General features: G+C 74.9%; 16 protein-coding genes and 1 pseudogene. 9 read left to right on the plus strand and 8 right to left on the minus strand.

The features are described 5' to 3' along the window. Positions 1–88: 88 nt before the first annotated feature. Positions 89–2,389 carry an RNA degradosome polyphosphate kinase gene (locus FHX75_RS28075; RefSeq protein ID WP_154943367.1) on the minus strand — a complete coding sequence of 767 codons (2,301 nt, stop codon included), beginning with the start codon at positions 2,387–2,389 and terminating at the stop codon, positions 89–91. A 270-nt stretch (positions 2,390–2,659) separates the two neighbouring features. Further along, positions 2,660–3,295: pseudogene (cofC, locus tag FHX75_RS31820) on the minus strand (2-phospho-L-lactate guanylyltransferase); the annotation flags it as partial. Positions 3,296–3,420: 125 nt separating this feature from the next. Here cofC and FHX75_RS28085 point away from each other — a divergent pair. The 5 genes from FHX75_RS28085 (at position 3,421) to FHX75_RS28105 (ending at position 8,434) form a co-directional block, all read left to right on the plus strand. Beyond that, complete coding sequence (locus FHX75_RS28085; RefSeq protein WP_154943371.1) at positions 3,421–4,146, plus strand: lysophospholipid acyltransferase family protein; 726 nt, start codon at positions 3,421–3,423, stop codon at positions 4,144–4,146. A gap of 64 nt (positions 4,147–4,210) precedes the next feature. Beyond that, positions 4,211–5,218 (plus strand): NAD(P)H-dependent glycerol-3-phosphate dehydrogenase, encoded by a 1,008-nt coding sequence (locus FHX75_RS28090; RefSeq protein ID WP_088963545.1) that lies wholly within the window; start codon positions 4,211–4,213, stop codon positions 5,216–5,218. Continuing rightward, positions 5,215–6,357, plus strand: a complete 1,143-nt coding sequence (locus FHX75_RS28095) for a cystathionine gamma-lyase (protein ID WP_154943373.1) — start codon at positions 5,215–5,217, stop codon at positions 6,355–6,357. Before FHX75_RS28090 ends, FHX75_RS28095 begins: the two co-directional genes overlap by 4 nt. Positions 6,358–6,494: 137 nt before the next feature. Beyond that, on the plus strand, positions 6,495–7,286 hold the full coding sequence (locus FHX75_RS28100) for a putative protein N(5)-glutamine methyltransferase (RefSeq protein ID WP_154943375.1): 792 nt from the start codon (positions 6,495–6,497) through the stop codon (positions 7,284–7,286). A gap of 104 nt (positions 7,287–7,390) precedes the next feature. Further along, a complete protein-coding gene (locus tag FHX75_RS28105) occupies positions 7,391–8,434 on the plus strand; it encodes an ROK family protein (RefSeq protein ID WP_154943377.1) in 1,044 nt (347 codons plus the stop codon). 100 nt (positions 8,435–8,534) lie between these two features. Here the strand turns inward: FHX75_RS28105 and FHX75_RS28110 are convergent, their stop codons facing one another. Together FHX75_RS28110 and FHX75_RS28115 are read right to left on the minus strand one after the other, a co-directional pair. Next, positions 8,535–8,735, minus strand: a complete 201-nt coding sequence (locus FHX75_RS28110) for a DUF397 domain-containing protein (RefSeq protein WP_154943378.1) — start codon at positions 8,733–8,735, stop codon at positions 8,535–8,537. A gap of 4 nt (positions 8,736–8,739) precedes the next feature. Next, on the minus strand, positions 8,740–9,585 hold the full coding sequence (locus tag FHX75_RS28115) for a helix-turn-helix domain-containing protein (RefSeq protein WP_154943380.1): 846 nt from the start codon (positions 9,583–9,585) through the stop codon (positions 8,740–8,742). A 262-nt stretch (positions 9,586–9,847) separates the two neighbouring features. Here FHX75_RS28115 and FHX75_RS28120 point away from each other — a divergent pair, with 262 nt between their 5' ends. Then, positions 9,848–10,081: a hypothetical protein gene (locus FHX75_RS28120; protein WP_154943382.1), complete on the plus strand. Its 234-nt coding sequence runs from the start codon at positions 9,848–9,850 to the stop codon at positions 10,079–10,081. A gap of 151 nt (positions 10,082–10,232) precedes the next feature. Continuing rightward, positions 10,233–11,333 (plus strand): D-alanine--D-alanine ligase family protein, encoded by a 1,101-nt coding sequence (locus FHX75_RS28125; protein WP_154943384.1) that lies wholly within the window; start codon positions 10,233–10,235, stop codon positions 11,331–11,333. A gap of 115 nt (positions 11,334–11,448) precedes the next feature. Here FHX75_RS28125 and FHX75_RS28130 read toward each other — a convergent pair whose 3' ends face one another. Continuing rightward, positions 11,449–12,111, minus strand: a complete 663-nt coding sequence (locus tag FHX75_RS28130; protein ID WP_425463541.1) for a DUF3515 family protein — start codon at positions 12,109–12,111, stop codon at positions 11,449–11,451. After that, positions 12,112–12,345, minus strand: a complete 234-nt coding sequence (locus FHX75_RS28135) for an Lrp/AsnC ligand binding domain-containing protein (protein ID WP_013284547.1) — start codon at positions 12,343–12,345, stop codon at positions 12,112–12,114. A gap of 122 nt (positions 12,346–12,467) precedes the next feature. Here FHX75_RS28135 and FHX75_RS28140 point away from each other — a divergent pair, with 122 nt between their 5' ends. After that, a complete protein-coding gene (locus FHX75_RS28140) occupies positions 12,468–13,403 on the plus strand; it encodes a thiamine-phosphate kinase (protein WP_154943388.1) in 936 nt (311 codons plus the stop codon). A 22-nt stretch (positions 13,404–13,425) separates the two neighbouring features. Further along, positions 13,426–13,887, plus strand: coding sequence for a GNAT family N-acetyltransferase (locus FHX75_RS28145; protein ID WP_154943390.1), 462 nt, complete (start codon positions 13,426–13,428; stop codon positions 13,885–13,887). 21 nt (positions 13,888–13,908) lie between these two features. On the opposite strand, the gene FHX75_RS28150 is transcribed toward FHX75_RS28145, so the two are convergent. Both FHX75_RS28150 and rpmB read right to left on the minus strand, forming a co-directional pair. Beyond that, positions 13,909–15,165, minus strand: a complete 1,257-nt coding sequence (locus tag FHX75_RS28150; protein ID WP_154943392.1) for an ATP-grasp domain-containing protein — start codon at positions 15,163–15,165, stop codon at positions 13,909–13,911. A 210-nt stretch (positions 15,166–15,375) separates the two neighbouring features. Continuing rightward, on the minus strand, positions 15,376–15,567 hold the full coding sequence (rpmB, locus tag FHX75_RS28155; protein WP_088963534.1) for a 50S ribosomal protein L28: 192 nt from the start codon (positions 15,565–15,567) through the stop codon (positions 15,376–15,378). Positions 15,568–15,736 lie beyond the last annotated feature (169 nt).

A 15,736-nucleotide genomic window follows, 5' to 3' on the forward strand; every position in this document is an offset into this window, starting at 1 on the left:
GCCGTACGGGCCGCTCAGCTTCGTCCGACGGCACCGCGCCGCGCCCGCCGGACCCGGCCGGCGGGCCGGCGGCGGCGGGGCGTCCCGGTCAGCCGGCGGTGCCGCCCACCCGGCGCAGCAGCAGCTCCTGCAGGGCCGTCAGCGGCTCCTCCGGGGTGCCGGCGCGGCGGGTCCAGGTGCCGTCGCCGGCCAGCTCGAACGAGTCCACCTCGGGGCTGAACGCGGCGGCCAGCACGTGGTCGAGTTCGGCCCGGGCGACCGGGTCGCTGACCTGCACCAGGGCCTCCACCCGGCGGTCCAGGTTGCGGTGCATCAGGTCGGCCGAGCCCATCCAGAACTCGGCGTCGCCGTTGTTGCCGAACCGGAAGATCCGCGAGTGCTCCAGGAACCGGCCGAGGATCGAGCGGACCCGGATGTTGTCCGACAGCCCCGGCACCCCCGGCCGCAGCGTGCACATGCCCCGGATCAGCAGGTCGACGTGGACGCCGGCCCGGGACGCCCGGTAGAGCGCGTCGGTGATCTCCTCGTCGACCAGCGCGTTCACCTTGAACTGCACCAGTCCGGGCATGCCGAGGCGGACGTGGTCGATCTCCCGCTCGATCCGCTCGATCAGGCCGCTGCGGATCCCCTGCGGCGCCACCAGCAGCCGCCGGTACGCGGTCTGCCGGCTGTAGCCGGTGAGCACGTTGAACAGGTCGGTCAGGTCGGCGCCGATCTCCGGGTCGGCGGTGAGCACGCCGAAGTCCTCGTAGAGCCGGGCGGTCTTCGGGTGGTAGTTGCCGGTGCCGATGTGGCAGTAGCGGCGGATCTGGTTGCCCTCCTGACGTACGACCAGGGCGGTCTTGCAGTGCGTCTTGAGCCCGACCAGGCCGTAGACGACGTGGCAGCCGGCCCGTTCCAGGGTGCGCGCCCAACCGATGTTGGCCACCTCGTCGAAGCGCGCCTTCACCTCCACCAGCACCACCACCTGCTTGCCGGCGGCGGCCGCGTCGACCAGCGCGTCGACGATGGGGGAGTCGCCGCTGGTGCGGTAGAGGGTCTGCTTGATGGCGAGCACGTTCGGGTCGGCGGCGGCCTGCTCGATGAAGCGCTGCACGCTGGTGGCGAACGAGTGGTACGGGTGGTGCACCAGCACGTCCCCGTCGCGCAGGGTGGCGAAGACGCTGCGCGGCACCTCGCCCTCGGCGAGCCGGGGATGGGTGGCCGGCACGAACGGTGGGTCCTTCAGGTCGGGGCGGTCGGCCTCGCCGTAGAGCTGCCAGAGCGCCGAGAGGTCCAGCAGCCCGGGTACCCGGAGCACGTCGTGCCCGTCCATGTCGAGTTCCCGGACGAGCAGCTCCAGCATGTGGTCGGAGATGCTGGCGGCGACCTCCAGGCGTACCGGCGGGCCGAAGCGGCGCCGGGCCAGCTCCCGCTCCAGCGCCTGGAGCAGGTCCTCGTCGCGGTCCTCGTCGACCTCTACCTCGGCGTTGCGGGTGACCCGGAACAGGTGGCACTCGACCACCTGCATGCCGGAGAAGAGCTGCCCCAGGTGCACCGAGATGAGTTCCTCGACCGGCAGCATCCGCAGCCCGGGCTGCTCCCGGGCGACCCGGACGAAACGCGGCACGTTGTTGGGCACCTTCACCCGGGCGAACAGCTCGGAGCCGCCGTCCGGGTCGCGAACCGCCACCGCCAGGTTCAGCGACCGGCCGGAGATGTACGGGAACGGGTGCGCCGGGTCGACGGCGAGCGGGGTGAGCACCGGGAAGATGTGCTCCCGGAAGTAGGTGCGCAGCCGTTCCCGCTCGGGGTCGTCCAGCTCCGCCCAGCGCAGGATGCGGACGTCCTCGGCGGCCAGTTTGGGCAGCACGTCCTCGACGAAGCAGGCGGCGTGCCGGCCGACCAGTTCGGCGGTCTTCTCGGTGATCAGCTCCAGCTGGGCGCGCAGCGGCAGCCGGTCGCCGCCGCGTACCGGCAGGCCGGCGGAGAGGCGGCGCTTCAGCCCGGCCACCCGCACCATGAAGAACTCGTCGAGGTTGCTGGCGAAGATGGCCAGGAACTTGGCCCGCTCCAGCAGCGGCGTGCCGGGGTCCTCGGCGAGCGCCAGCACCCGGGCGTTGAAGTCCAGCCAGGAGAGCTCCCGGTTGAGGAACCGGTCCTCGGGCAGCGGCGCGACGGCCGGCGGCTCGCCGTTCGGACCGGTCGGCGGGGTGGGCCGGTCGCCCGGGTCGAGCACCTCCTCCAGCCCGGCGGAGGCCCCGGCGGCGCTGGCGCCGGGGGAGTCGGGTGCGGTGGTGACCTTCTCCTCGGGAGCGCGGGTGCCGCCGCGGCGGCGGGCGCCGTTGCGGGGGCCGGTCGGGTCGGCGGCGTGGGGCGGGCGGGCGGGGTGCTCGCGAGGGGTGCTCACCCGCTCATAATCACCCGATCCGGGTTAACGCAAAATGAACTCGGGCGGGTCGGCTCAGGCCATCGTCGGCAATGTCACCCGGACGACCTCGCCGTCCGGACCGAGGTCCACCCGCAGCCGCTGCCCGAGGCGGAGCAGCCGCAGCCCGGAGGCGTCGAAGGCGGGCGCCGGGAAGGCCAGCTCGGTGCCGTCGTCCAGGAGCAGCACGCCGGTGCGGGTCTGCGCGTCGAAGGTCGCCACCGTGCCCTGCATGCCAGCACCGTACCCCGACGCGCTCGCCCTGCGGGCCGCGGCGAGCGCGGCGGTGCGCGGCCCCAGCCCGAGGTGCCGCGCCGCCGCCAGGTCGGCGGCGGTGTCCACGTCGCGGCGCAGCGAGGGCCACGGCCCGGCCAGCGGCAGCGCCCCGCTCGCGGCGTGCGCCGCCGCCGAGCCGACCCCGAACCGGGGCGCCAGCGGCACGCCGGGCGGTGTGGTGAGCAGCACGGTGCCGCTGCCCGGGGCGTCGGCGACGAAGCGGCGTACCCCCGGGTCGCCGGCGGCGGCCCGCAGCGCCGCCGCCAGCTCCGCCGGACGCAGCGCCGGCAGGTCGGCGGTGAGGCCCGCCACCCAGGCGCCCGCGGCGGCGGCCGCGGCGCCGTGCCGGAACGCGGCGTTCAACCCGGCCTCCGGCTCGTCCGGCACGATCCGGGCGCCGGCCGTGCCCAGCAGCGCCGCGGCCCGCTCGTCGCCGGTGACCACCAGGACCTCGGCGACCGTGGGGCAGGCCCGCACCGCGCGGACCGTGTCGGCCGCCAGGGCCAGGGCCAGCTCCTCGTGGGGTACGGCCGGCAGCGCGCCCCGCAGCCGGCTCTTCGCCGCGCCCAGGCGCTTCACCGGCACCACCACGGTCCACCTCGGCTGACCCACGCGACAATCCTGCCAGCGTCGACGGTGGTACCCGCACTGGCCGTACCCGGGGCGAGCAGGCATGATTTCCGCTGCGGGCCGCACCGGTGGGTGCGGCGCGCGGGGTTGGGCGACGAGGAGGCAGGGTGACACGGCGCAGGCTGGGTTTCTGGCAACGTTTCGCCGTGGCGCTGGTCAAGCCCGTGATGCTGGTCTGGACCCGGCGTACCTGGCGCGGCGCCGAGCAGTTGCGCCGCGACGGCGGCATCATCATCGTGCCCAACCACCTCTCGCACGCCGACCCGCTGGTCTCGGCGCACTTCATCTACGAGGCCGGCCGCTGGCCGCAGTACCTCGGCAAGGCCAGCGTGTTCCGGGTGCCGGTGATCGGGTGGATCCTGCACCGCTGCCGGCAGATCCCGGTGGAACGCGGCACCGCCGACGCGGTCAAGTCGCTGGACCAGCTGATCGCCGCGCTCGACGCCGGCGGCGCGGTGGTGATCTACCCGGAGGGCACCACCACCCGCGAGCCGGAGCTGTGGCCGATGAAGGGCAAGACCGGGGCGGCCCGGCTGGCGCTGGCCACCGGCGCGCCGGTGATCCCGCTGGCGATGTGGGGCCCGGAGAAGCTGTTCGACCCGCGGACCACCCGCTTCGGCCTGCGCCCCCGCACCCCGGTGACCGTGGTCGCCGGCGAGCCGGTCGACCTGAGCCGCTGGGCGGGCGCCGCCCCGAGCCGGGTGGTGCTGGAGGAGATGACCGACGAGATCATGTTGAGCCTGCGCGACCTGCTCGCCGACATCCGGGGTGGCACGCCGCCCCCGCTGTGGGAACGTCCCACCCGTCCGCGTACTCCCGAGGTGACCGAATGAGCGAGCGGATCGACCAGCTCAGTGTGGTGGCGCCGGGCGCCGCCGATCGTGTGGAGGCGAGGGCATGAGCGGCCACGTGGCGGTGCTGGGGGCCGGGTCCTGGGGGACCGCCTTCGCCAAGATCCTCGCCGACGCCGGCCGGGACGTGACGATCTGGGCCCGGCGGGAGTCGGTCGCCGACGCGATCCGGGTCCACCGGCGCAACCCGGACTACCTGCCCGACCTGCGGCTGCCCGAGCGGGTCACCGCGACCGGCGAGGCGGCCAAGGCGATCTCCGGCGCCGAGCTGGTGGTGCTCTCGGTGCCGTCGCAGACGCTGCGCGGCAACCTCGCCGACTGGGCCGGCCACCTCGCCCCGGACTCGACCCTGGTCTCCCTGATGAAGGGCATCGAGCTGGGCACCACCCGGCGGATGAGCGAGGTGATCGTCGAGACCGCCGGGGTCAGCCCGGACCGGGTGGTGGTGGTCTCCGGGCCCAACCTGGCCCCCGAGATCGCCGCCGAGCAGCCCGCCGCGACCGTGGTCGCCGGCACCGACGCCCGCCGCGCCGCGCTGGTGCAGTCCTCCATCCGGACGCCGTACTTCCGCCCGTACACCAACGACGACGTGATCGGCTGCGAGCTGGGCGGGGCGGTCAAGAACGTGATCGCCCTGGCGTACGGGATCGCCACCGCGATGGGGTTCGGCGACAACACCCGGGCGATGCTGATGACCCGCGGGCTCGCCGAGACCGCCCGGCTGGGCGTCGCGCTCGGCGCCGACCCGATCACCTTCGCCGGCCTCGCCGGCATGGGTGACCTGGTCGCCTCCTGCTCCTCGCCGCTGGCCCGCAACCGCACCTTCGGCGAGCACCTCGGCCGGGGGGAGACGCTGGAGCAGGCGCAGGCGGCGACCCGGCAGACCGCCGAGGGCGTGAAGAGCTGCCTGGCGATCCGGGACCTGGCCCGGGCGCACGGCGTGGAGATGCCGATCACCGAGCAGATCGAGCGGATCTGCCACGAGGGCATGGACCCCCGGCTCGCCGTGGACGCCCTGATGAGCCGCACCGCCAAGCCCGAGTCGTACGAGTGAGCGCCGCCGAGCCGCAGTGGCGGGACGGCACCCGCTGCGTCCGGGCCGGGCTGCCGGAGCCGGTGCCCGGCGACCCGTTCCTGCCCGGGCCGGTCTTCGCCGCGCCGTACCACCTCGACCCGTGGGCGGGGCCGGCCGCCGCGGCGAACGGCTACGGCCGGCCGGACAACCCCACCCGGCGGCTGCTGGAGTCGGCCATCGGCGAGTTGGAGGGGGGCGACTGCCGGGTCTTCGCCAGCGGTCAGGCCGCCATCACCGGGCTGCTGCTGGCCGTGCTGCGGCCCGGGGACACCGTGCTCCTCCCCGCCGACGGGTACTTCCCGGTGCGCGCCTTCGCCACCGCCACCCTGGAGGGGATGGGGGTGCGGGTCGGGTTCGTGCCGACCGTCGGGCCGTACCCGTCGTTCGAGGGCGTCCGGCTGCTGATGCTGGAGACCCCGGCGAACCCCGGCCTGGACGTGGCCGACGTGGCCGCGCTCGCGCGGGAGGCGCACGCCGCCGGCACCCTGCTGGTGGTCGACAACACCACCGCCACCCCGCTCGGGCAGCGCCCGCTGGACCTCGGCGCCGACCTGGTGGTCGCCTCCGGCACGAAGGCGCTGACCGGGCACTCCGACCTGCTGCTGGGCTACGTGGCGACCCGCTCGGCGGAGCTGGTGGAGACGCTGACCGCCTGGCGCACCACCACCGGCGCGGTGCCCGGGGCCTTCGACGCCTGGCTGGCGCACCGGTCGCTGGGCACCCTCGACCTGCGGCTGGCCCGGCAGTCCGCCAACGCGGCGGCGGTGGCGGAGCTGCTTGCCGGGCGCGCCGACGTGACCGGCCTGCGCTGGCCCGGACGACCGGAGGACCCGGCGTACCCGGTGGCCTCGGCGCAGATGCGGCGGATGCCCGGCGTGGTCTCCTTCGACCTCGGCGCCGCCGACCGGGTGAGCCGGTTCGTCGAGGCCGCCCGGCTGGTCGTCGCCGCGACGTCCTTCGGCGGCCTGCACACCACCGCCGACCGGCGGGCGCAGTGGGGCGACGACACCGCGCCGGGCTTCGTCCGGCTCTCCTGCGGGGTGGAGGACACCGCCGACCTGGTCGCCGACATCGCCGCCGCGCTGGACGCCGCCGGGCCGGTCCGTCCGCTATCGTGATCCCGGCCCGCGCGGGCCCCGACCCGAGGAGGTGAGTCCGATCCGCCAGACAGCAGGAACGGCGCTCCCCTCCGAGTCCCCGTCGCACCGCTAGGCGACGGCCGGGAGCGCCGACGAGCGTTCCCGAAAGGCATCCCATGGCACCGACCGCGTTCCACGTCGACCGTCCTGCTCTCGTCTCGCGGCTGCGCGCCGCCGGCTGCGTCTACGCCGAGGACGAGGCGGAACTGCTCCTCACCGCGGCCGACTCCGCCGAGACGCTGACCGCGCTCGCCGACCGCCGGGTCGCCGGCGTTCCCCTGGAACACCTGCTCGGCTGGGCCGAGTTCTGCGGGCTGCGGGTCGCCGTCGACCCCGGCGTCTTCGTGCCGCGGGGCCGTACCGCCCTGCTGGTGGAGGCCGCGGCCGCGGTCGCCGGGCCGGCGCCGGCGGTGGTCGACCTCTGCTGCGGCTCCGGCGGCACCACGCTCGCCCTCGCCGGGCGCCTCGCCCCGCGCTGGCTCGCCGCCGTCGACGTGGACCCGGCCGCGGTGGCCTGCGCCCGGCGCAACCTCGCCGGCCACGACGTGCCGGTGCTGACCGGCGACCTGTACGACCCGCTCCCGTCGGCCTGGCGGGGACGGCTCGACCTGGTGGTGGCCAACGCCCCGTACGTGCCGACGGAGGCGGTGGCGCTGCTGCCGGCCGAGGCGCGGCTGCACGAGGCGCCGGTGGCGCTGGACGGCGGGGCGGACGGGCTGGCCGTGCTGCGCCGGGTGGCGGCCGGGGCGGTGGACTGGCTGGCGCCCGGTGGCCACCTGGTGGTGGAGGTCAGCGAGACCCAGGCGGACGCCCTCTGCGCGGCGATGAGCGCGCTGGGGCTGGTGCCGGCGGTGGTGCGAGAGCCGGAGTGGGACGCCACCGCGGTCACCGCCCGCCGGCCGGACTGACCGCCCGGCCGCCGATCGGCGGGCGTGATGGCCGTTCGCGGCATGGCGGGGGCGAAAGACGGGAACTAGCCTCGTTCCAAGGTCGGGCGGGAGGCGGTGGCAGCGTGGACGTGCCGGTGGTGGTCGGTCTGGACAACGGTGGCACGAGCGACAACGCCACCGTGCTCACCCTGGACGGCCGGTTCCTGGTCGACGGGCTGCTGGAGATCCCCAGCGAGGTCCAGGCCGGCCCGGAGGCGGCGATCGAGGCGCTGGCCCGCGCGCTGGACGGCGTCCTGGCGCACACCGGCGTGCCCCGCGAGCTGGTGCGGGCGGTCGGGCTGGACACGCCGGGGCCGGCCAGCGCGACCGGCGTCATCTCCTCGCGGGGGTCGACCAACTTCGCCCAGCCGGCCTGGCACGGGTACGACGTGCGCGGCGCGCTGGAGCGGCGGCTCGGCCTGCCGGTGGTCTACCACAACGACGGCAACGCGGCCGCGCTCTACGCCCACCACGTCCACTTCGGAGCGGAGGCGATGGTCCGCTCCTCGGTGTCGGCGATCGTCGGCACCGGGCTCGGCGGCGGCGTGGTGGAGAACGGTCGGGTGGTCACCGGCGCGGCCGGGATGGCCGGCGAGTTCGGGCACGTGCACATCCCGCTGACCGGGCTGCTCGCCCCCGGCCAGCCGGAGCCGACCTGCGCCTGCGGCTTCGTCGGGGACGCCGAGAGCATCGCCTCGCTGACCGGGATCCGGCGCAGTTTGCTGCCGTTCTGGCTGGGGCGCCACCCCGCCCACCCGCTCGCCGCCGAGCCGGCCGACCGGGCCGCCAAGCTGCTGCGGGCGTACGCCGAGCGCGGCGACGAACTGGCCCGGGAGGTCTTCGCCCAGCAGGCGGCGGCGCTCGGCCGGCTGTTCACCATCGCGGCCAACTTCACCGACCCGCACGCGTACTTCGTCGGGGGTGGGGTGGTGGAGGCGGCGCCGGAGTTCCGGGAGTGGTTCCTGGCCACCGTGCGGGAAAACACGGTGCTCCGCGCCGAGCAGGCGGCGGTGGCCACCTTCGCCCTGGTGCCCGACCGCGACATGGCCGGCGCGCGCGGCGTGGCCATCGCCGCGTTGGAGGCGCTGCGCGCCGCTCCCGCTCCCCAGCCCACCCTGGCGGCCTGACCCGGCCCGGCGGCCCACCGGGTTGACCACGGAGTCCGCGTCCCGGGTCGGGCCATCCGGGACGCGAACTTCGTGACCAACCCGATGGGTGGGGCCGGGGTCAGGGGCGGGGTGGGGCGGTGGCGAAGGCGGCCCAGGCGGCCGTGGGGAAGAGCAGCACCGGGCCGGCCGGGTCCTTCGAGTCGCGGACCGCCACCAGGTCCGGCACGGTCGCCAGCTCCACGCAGGCGCCCTGGTCCCCGCTGTATGTGCTCTTGCGCCAGCTGGCCGTCGCCAGCGCCGCGCTGATCGTCGGTGTCATGGTCCTACCGTCCCTTCAACAGTTGCAGGAGCTGGTCGCGGCTGTCCGTCGGGCTGAGCGCGACGGTCCGCAGGTGTTCCATGATCTTGGTGCAGGTACGCAGGTCGCCCGGCCGGTCGAGGACCATCTGCCCGGCGACCGTCTCCACCGAGGCGATGATCGGGTCCTCGGGGTCGGCGAACTCCAGGATGTGCAGCGAGCCGCGGGTGCCCCGGTGGTAGCCCGCCGCCAGCGGGATGACCTGCACCGTGACGTTGGGCAGCTCGGCCATCTTGAGCAGGTGGTGCAGCTGCCGCTCCATCACCGAGCGGTCGCCGACCGGGCGCAGCAGCGCGCCCTCGTCGATGATCGCGTCGAAGATGGGCGGGTCGTCGGCGGTGATCCGCTGCTGCCGGTCCAGCCGTAGCTGCACCCGCTGCTCGACCTGGTCGTCGCCGAGGGTGTGCGGCCCGCCGCGCATCACGCCCCGGATGTAGTCCGCGGTCTGCAACAGGCCGGGCACCACCGAGGGCTCGAAGTTGGCGATGCCGGTCGCCTCCGCCTCCAGGGCGATGAAGTCGATGGTGCGTTTGTCCAGCAGGTGCGAGTACGGCACCCACCACCCGGGCTTACGGGTGTCCTTGGCCAGCTGCACCGCCGCCGCGATGTCGTCCGACCCGACGCCGTAGAGGCTGAGCAGCGCGCGCACGGTGGCCGGGCTGACCAGCGTCTGGGCGTTCTCGTAGCGGGACAGGGTGCTGCGGGTGCTGTTGATCTCGTCGGCGGCGGCCTCGAGGGTCAGGCCGGCGGCCTCGCGGTGGGTGCGCAGGGCGATGCCCAGCCGGCGGGCCCGGGCGGTCTTCGGAGCCATACGTCGATGGTGACATATCTTTCCGGGAACGCGTGCATGAGAGAACGTCGATGAGAGTTGCATTCACGCGTGTCCACCTGTCAATCTGTGATGGCGTCCTCACCAACGGTTGTCGTGGCGACGGCGGTGGTGAGCGACCGGAGGGGATGGGGCGCGTGGCGATCGGGTTTACTCCCCCGTACCCGATCGCCACGTGCCACCGCCACCGTCCATCGCGGAGGGACTGCGGGATGAGGCTGACCGGATGGCAGGGCGAGCGGCGATGACCCGTTTCCTCGTGGTGCTCACGGACGTCCGCCCCGTCGAGGGCGAGGTCCGGGACGAGCGACGGGCCCCCGAGCGCCGCCGCCAGGTGGTCGGTGCGAGCAGCCGGGAGGCCGCCGACCGGATCGCCGGGGCGTTCATGGCGCTGGGCATGGTGCGCGCCGGGCGGCAGCGGGTGAAGGTCATCGCCGTCGGCCGCCGGCACGGCGCCGTCAGCGTCGGAGGCGACTGAGTCGACTACGCACCGTATCGGTACGGGTGACCGTTTGCGAGGGAGGTACGCGTCCTCCCGGGTATCGCCTTCGGCGCGCCGCCACCCACAGTAAGGTCGACCGGGTGAGCGCCGCTGGCGGCTCCGCAGTCGCGTACCGAGAGGTGACCCAGTGACCACCCCAGGCAAGACCCGCGTGGCGATCGTCTTCGGCGGCCGCAGCCCCGAGCACGGCATCTCCTGCGTCAGCGCCGGCAGTGTGCTCGGCGCGCTGGACCCCGACGAGTTCGAGGTGGTGCCGGTCGGCATCACCCGCCAGGGGCAGTGGGTGCTGGCCAGCGGTGACCCGGCCCGGCTCGCCATCAGCGACCGCAAGCTGCCGGAGATCACCGCCGGCTCCGGTGCCGAGGTGGTGCTCCGCGCCGACCCGACCGCGGGTGGCCTGATGGTGCTCGACCCGACCGAGGGGCCCCGGGCGCTCGCCGACGTGGACGTGGTCTTCCCGGTGCTGCACGGCGCGTACGGCGAGGACGGCACCATCCAGGGCATGCTGGAGATGGCCGACATCCCGTACGTCGGGGCGAACGTCTTCGCCTCCGCCGCCGCGATGGACAAGGAGTTCACCAAGAAGCTCTGCGCCGCCGAGGGCATCCCGGTCGGCCCGTACGCGGTGCTGCGCAACGGGATGACGCTCAGCGAGCAGGACAAGCAGCGGCTCGGCCTGCCGGTCTTCGTCAAGCCGTCCCGGGCCGGCTCGTCGTTCGGCATCACCAAGGTCGACGACTGGGCGCAGCTCGACGCGGCGGTCGCCACCGCCCGCGAGATCGACACCAAGGTGCTGGTCGAGGGCGCCATCGTCGGCCGCGAGATCGAGTGCGGCGTGCTGGAGGGCGAGGCGGGCGGCGCGCCCGAGGCGTCCGTGCTGGCCGAGGTGCGGGTGGTCTCCGGCCACGACTGGTACGACTTCGAGGCCAAGTACATCGACGACGCCTGCGAGTACGACATCCCCGCCGGGCTGCCGGACGAGGTGACCCGGCAGGTGCGCGAGTACGCCACCCGGGCCTTCACCGCGCTGGACTGCTCCGGCCTGGCCCGGGTCGACTTCTTCGTCACCCCGGAGCTGGACGTCTACCTCAACGAGATCAACACGATGCCGGGCTTCACCCCGACGTCGATGTTCCCCCGGATGTGGGCGGCCTCCGGCCTGGAGTACCCCAAGCTGGTCAACCGCCTCATCCGCACCGCCCTGCACCGCAACGCCGGCCCCCGCTGACCCGCGCCCCCCTCAAGATCCGCCCACTTTCACGGAAAGAGTGGCCATCCGCGCGCGAATGGCCACTCTTGCTCAGAAAGTGCACCCGAGTCCGGGCGTGGGCCCGGGCGGGGGGTCAGGCGGTGCAGCCGGCGGGGGTGTCGCCGGCGGAGGGGACCGAGGCGACCACGGCGTCGGCGAGCGGGGCGATCCACTGCAACGGCTGCTCGTACGCGCGGGGGACGGTGACCCGGACGGCGGTCTCCCGGTCGACGGTGGTGAGCACGGTCGCGCCGGCCTCCTCGGCCGCGTACCAGCAGACCTTGTTGACCGTCCAGACGTCGCCGGTGGCCGGGACGGCCGGCTCGGCGCCGCCGCAGGCCACGGTGAGGGCCGGGTCGCCGTACGCGGCGTTCTGCTCGGCGCCGGCGGTCACCGGCCGCTGGGCCAGGTCCCGCACCGACGGCGGGAGCTGTGACATCAGCGCCCGGCAGACGGTGGCCGGCCGGGCGGCCAGCGCCGGGGCGGCCATCTCGACCGGGGTGGTGGACTGCGGGCGGGCGGTGGTGGCGGTGGGGCTGGGCGCGGCGGCCGGGGTGTCCGGCGCCAGCTTGGCGAAGGTGAACCCGGCCACGGCCACCGTCACCGGCACCGCGACCAGGGTGGCGACCAGCGCGGCCCGGCGGGTCGACCGGTCCCAGCCCGGCTTGCGGGCGGCGGTCGGCGCGGCCGGCTTCGGGCCGGCGGTCTGCTCGGCCGGCTCGGCGCCGGCGGTCGGGGAGGAAGTCATCTCGTCCACTTACAGGCGCACCACCGAACACGTGAGGGTGCGGGTGATGCCGGGCACCATCTGCACCTTGCTGACGATGAGTTTGCCGAGCTCGTCGACGGTGTTCGCCTCGGTGAGCACCACCACGTCGTACGGCCCGGTGACGGCGTCGACCCGTACCACGCCGGCAAGGTCCGCGATCAGCCCGGCCACGTCACGCGCCCGGCCGACCTCGGTCTGGATGAGGATGTACGCCTGTACCACGACTCGACCTCCGTCCGTCGCCGCCCGTGGGCGGCCCGAAGGGTGAAAGTACCTTACGGAGCAGGCGTGATCCCTATCGGTGGTCGAGGGGAAGCAGTGAGCGAGCGCGGCGAGGGAGTGGCATGAGTGTCGGGGGTGTCGGGGAGTTCGGCCTGATCGACCGGGTGACCGCGCGGCTGACGTACGGATCGGGCTGCCTGCTCGGTCCGGGCGACGACGGCGCGGTGGTCGCCGCCCCGGACGCGCGGGTGGTCGCGTCGACGGACGTGCTGGTCGAGGGGCGGCACTTCCGGCGGGACTGGTCCGGCGCGCGGGACGTCGGCCACCGGGCGGCGGCGGCCAACCTGGCCGACATCGCCGCCATGGGGGCCACCCCGACCGCGCTGCTGGTCGCGCTCTGCATGCCGACGGACCTGGAGACGGCCTGGGCGGAGGAGCTGGCCGACGGGCTGGCCGCGGAGGCGGCCAAGGTGGGGGCGAGCGTGGTGGGCGGGGACATGTCCGCCAGCCCGACCCTGACCATCGCCGTCACCGCCCTCGGCGACCTGGGCGGCCGGGCGCCGGTGGTGCGCTCCGGGGCGCGGCCCGGGGACGTGGTGGCGGTGGCCGGGCGCAGCGGCTGGGCGGCGGCCGGGCTGACCGTGCTCTCCCGTGGGTTCCGCACGCCCCGGCTGCTGGTCGAGGCGTACCGGCGGCCGGAGGTGCCGTACGCCGCCGGCCCGCACGCGGCCCGGCTCGGCGCCACCGCCATGATCGACATTTCGGACGGGCTGCTGGCCGACCTGGGGCACGTGGCGAAGGCCAGCGGGGTCGGCCTCGACGTGCACCGGGACGCCTTCGAGGTGCCCCGCCAGATGCGCGACGCCGCGCAGGCGCTCGGCGTCGACCCGTACTCGTGGATCCTCGCCGGGGGCGACGACCACGCGCTCGCCGCGACCTTCCCGCGCTCGGTGGCGCTGCCCGACGAGTGGCGGCCGGTCGGCCGGGTGGTGGAGGGCGCCGGCGTCACCGTCGACGGTGAGAAGTACGACGGTCGGGGCTGGGACCACTTCCGGTAAGGGGTGGTCGTACCCTTCACCCGTGAGTGAGATCGAGATTCGCGCGCTGGCTTTCGACTCGCCGGTGGCGCGGTCGCTGATCCGCGCGGCCCTGGCCGACCTGGGCCAGCGGTACGGCGGCAGCGGCGACGAGACGCCGGTCGACGCGGCCGAGTTCGTCCCACCGCAGGGCGCCTTCCTGGTCGCGTACCTCGACGGCGAACCGGTCGGCTGCGGCGGCTGGCGCAGCCACGGCGACGACACCGCCGAGCTGAAGCGGATGTACACCGCCCCGACCGCCCGGGGCCGCGGGGTGGCCCGCGCCGTGCTGGCCGCCGTCGAGGAGTCCGCCCGCTACCACGGGCGCAAGCGGATGATCCTGGAGTGCGGCGACAAGCAGCCCGAGGCGATCGGCATGTACACCTCGGCCGGGTACGAGCGGATCCCCAACTTCGGCTTCTACGCCGACGCGCCGGGCTGCCTCTCCTTCGGCCGTACCCTCTGACCCGGTCCGGCGGGGTCGGTCTCAGCCGACGCTGATCTCCACCAGCCCCGCCGCGTGCCGGGCGGCCCGGGTCGCCTCGGCCGGGTCGTCGCCCCAGGCCAGCACCAGACCGCTGCGCCGGGCCGAGCAGACCACCTCGCCGAGGGTGTCGCCGACCGCGACGTCCACCTGCGCGCTGAGCACCCCGGGCGCCCGCAGCGCGGCGCGCACGCCCGTCACGGCGGTCACCGTGCCGGGCGGGGCGAGCAGGAACTCCACCGCCGCCGCGCCCGCCGGCCGGGCCGGCAGCGCGGGCCGTTCGCCGCGCAGCAGCCGCAGGTACGCGGGGATGAACCCGCAGTCGTACGCGACCGAGACCAGCGCGGCGATCATGTCGCCGGGCAGTCGGGCGGCGCACTCCACCAGGGTCGGCACCCCGTCGGCGACGATCCACTCGCTGTGCAGCACCCCGGTGCGGAACCCGGCCGCCGCCGCCAGCCGGCTGGCGACCTCGACCAGCTCGGCCCGGGCGGCCGCGGGCAGGGCGGACGGCACGGTGTGACCGGTCTCGACCGGTCGGGGGCCGGGCAGCACCCGCTTGTCGGTGACGTTGGCGAAGCACACCTCGCTGTCGGCGACCAGCAGCTCGACGCTGTGCTCGGGGCCGACGACCAGCTGCTCGACCAGCACCTCGGTGGGCAGGCCCCGGTCGGTGGCCTCGGGCGGCTCCTCCGGCGCGGCGGTCGTCGCCCAGGCCGAGGCGATCGCCGCCGGTTCGGTGATCAGCTGCACGCCGAGGCTGCCGGAGCGCCGGGTCGGCTTCAGCACGCACCGGCCGCCGAAGCGCTGCGCGAAGGCCGCCGCCCGCTCGGGCGTGCCGACGAGCTCGTACGCCGGGTTGGGCAGCCCGGCCCCGGCCGCGACCTGCCGCATCCGGTGCTTGTCGGCGAAGATCTCGGCGGCCTCCGGGCCGGCGCCGGGTAGGCCGAGCCGGTCGGCCAGCCGGGCGGCGGCCGGGACGGCGTACTCGATGCCGGGCACCACCAGCCGCGCGGTGGCCAGCCCCGGTTCCCGGGTCAGCAGCGCGTCGACGTCCAGCCCGGTCTGGTACTCGGCGGGCACCACCCGCGAGACGACGGGCAGGTCGGCCGCGAGCGCCGCGACGTCCCGGCGGCGGATGACGTCGGGCTCCTCGACCAGCACCACGGCGCCGGGCGGGAGTTGCTCGTCGAGCCAGCGCAGCATGCCGAGCGCCGCGCCGATGAAGATCAGCTCGTCGCGGCCCAGGTCCAGGTCCACCGGTCGTCCTCCGTACGGCGTCGGTGCGCCGAGGCCGGAGACCGGTCGGTCGGGCGGCGCACGCAGACCGTAGCCGGGCGCCGGGGGCGGGTCGAGAGAGTCGTCGGGGACCGGTCACCGGTGCGGCGATCGGCCCCGGACACGACAGAACCGGCGGACCGTCACGGCCCGCCGGTGCTGGCGAATGTTCGAGCTGGAGGCGTTACCGCGTCAGGCGCGGGTGACCTTGCCGGCCTTGATGCACGAGGTGCAGACCTGCATCTTCTTGGTGTTACCGCCACCGGCCGGGGTACGCACCGACTGGATGTTCGGGTTCCAGCGGCGGTTGGTCCGCCGGTGCGAGTGGGACACGTTGTGGCCGAAGCCCGGTCCCTTGCCACAGACGTCGCACACGCTAGCCACGGGATACTCCTGGGATTGATACGTTCATGAGGTCGCCGGCAGGCGCTGCCCGGGCAACCTGGCCAGGTTACCCGATGACCGGGGTGTCGGACCAACCGCCCCGGAGGGACCGGCCGGCTGTGAGCCGGGCCACCGTCACGGCGGGCGCGGGAGACACGCCGGGGCGGGC

It is taken from the genome of Micromonospora palomenae, assembly GCF_007829925.1.
Taxonomy (GTDB): Bacteria; Actinomycetota; Actinomycetes; order Mycobacteriales; family Micromonosporaceae; genus Micromonospora; species Micromonospora purpureochromogenes.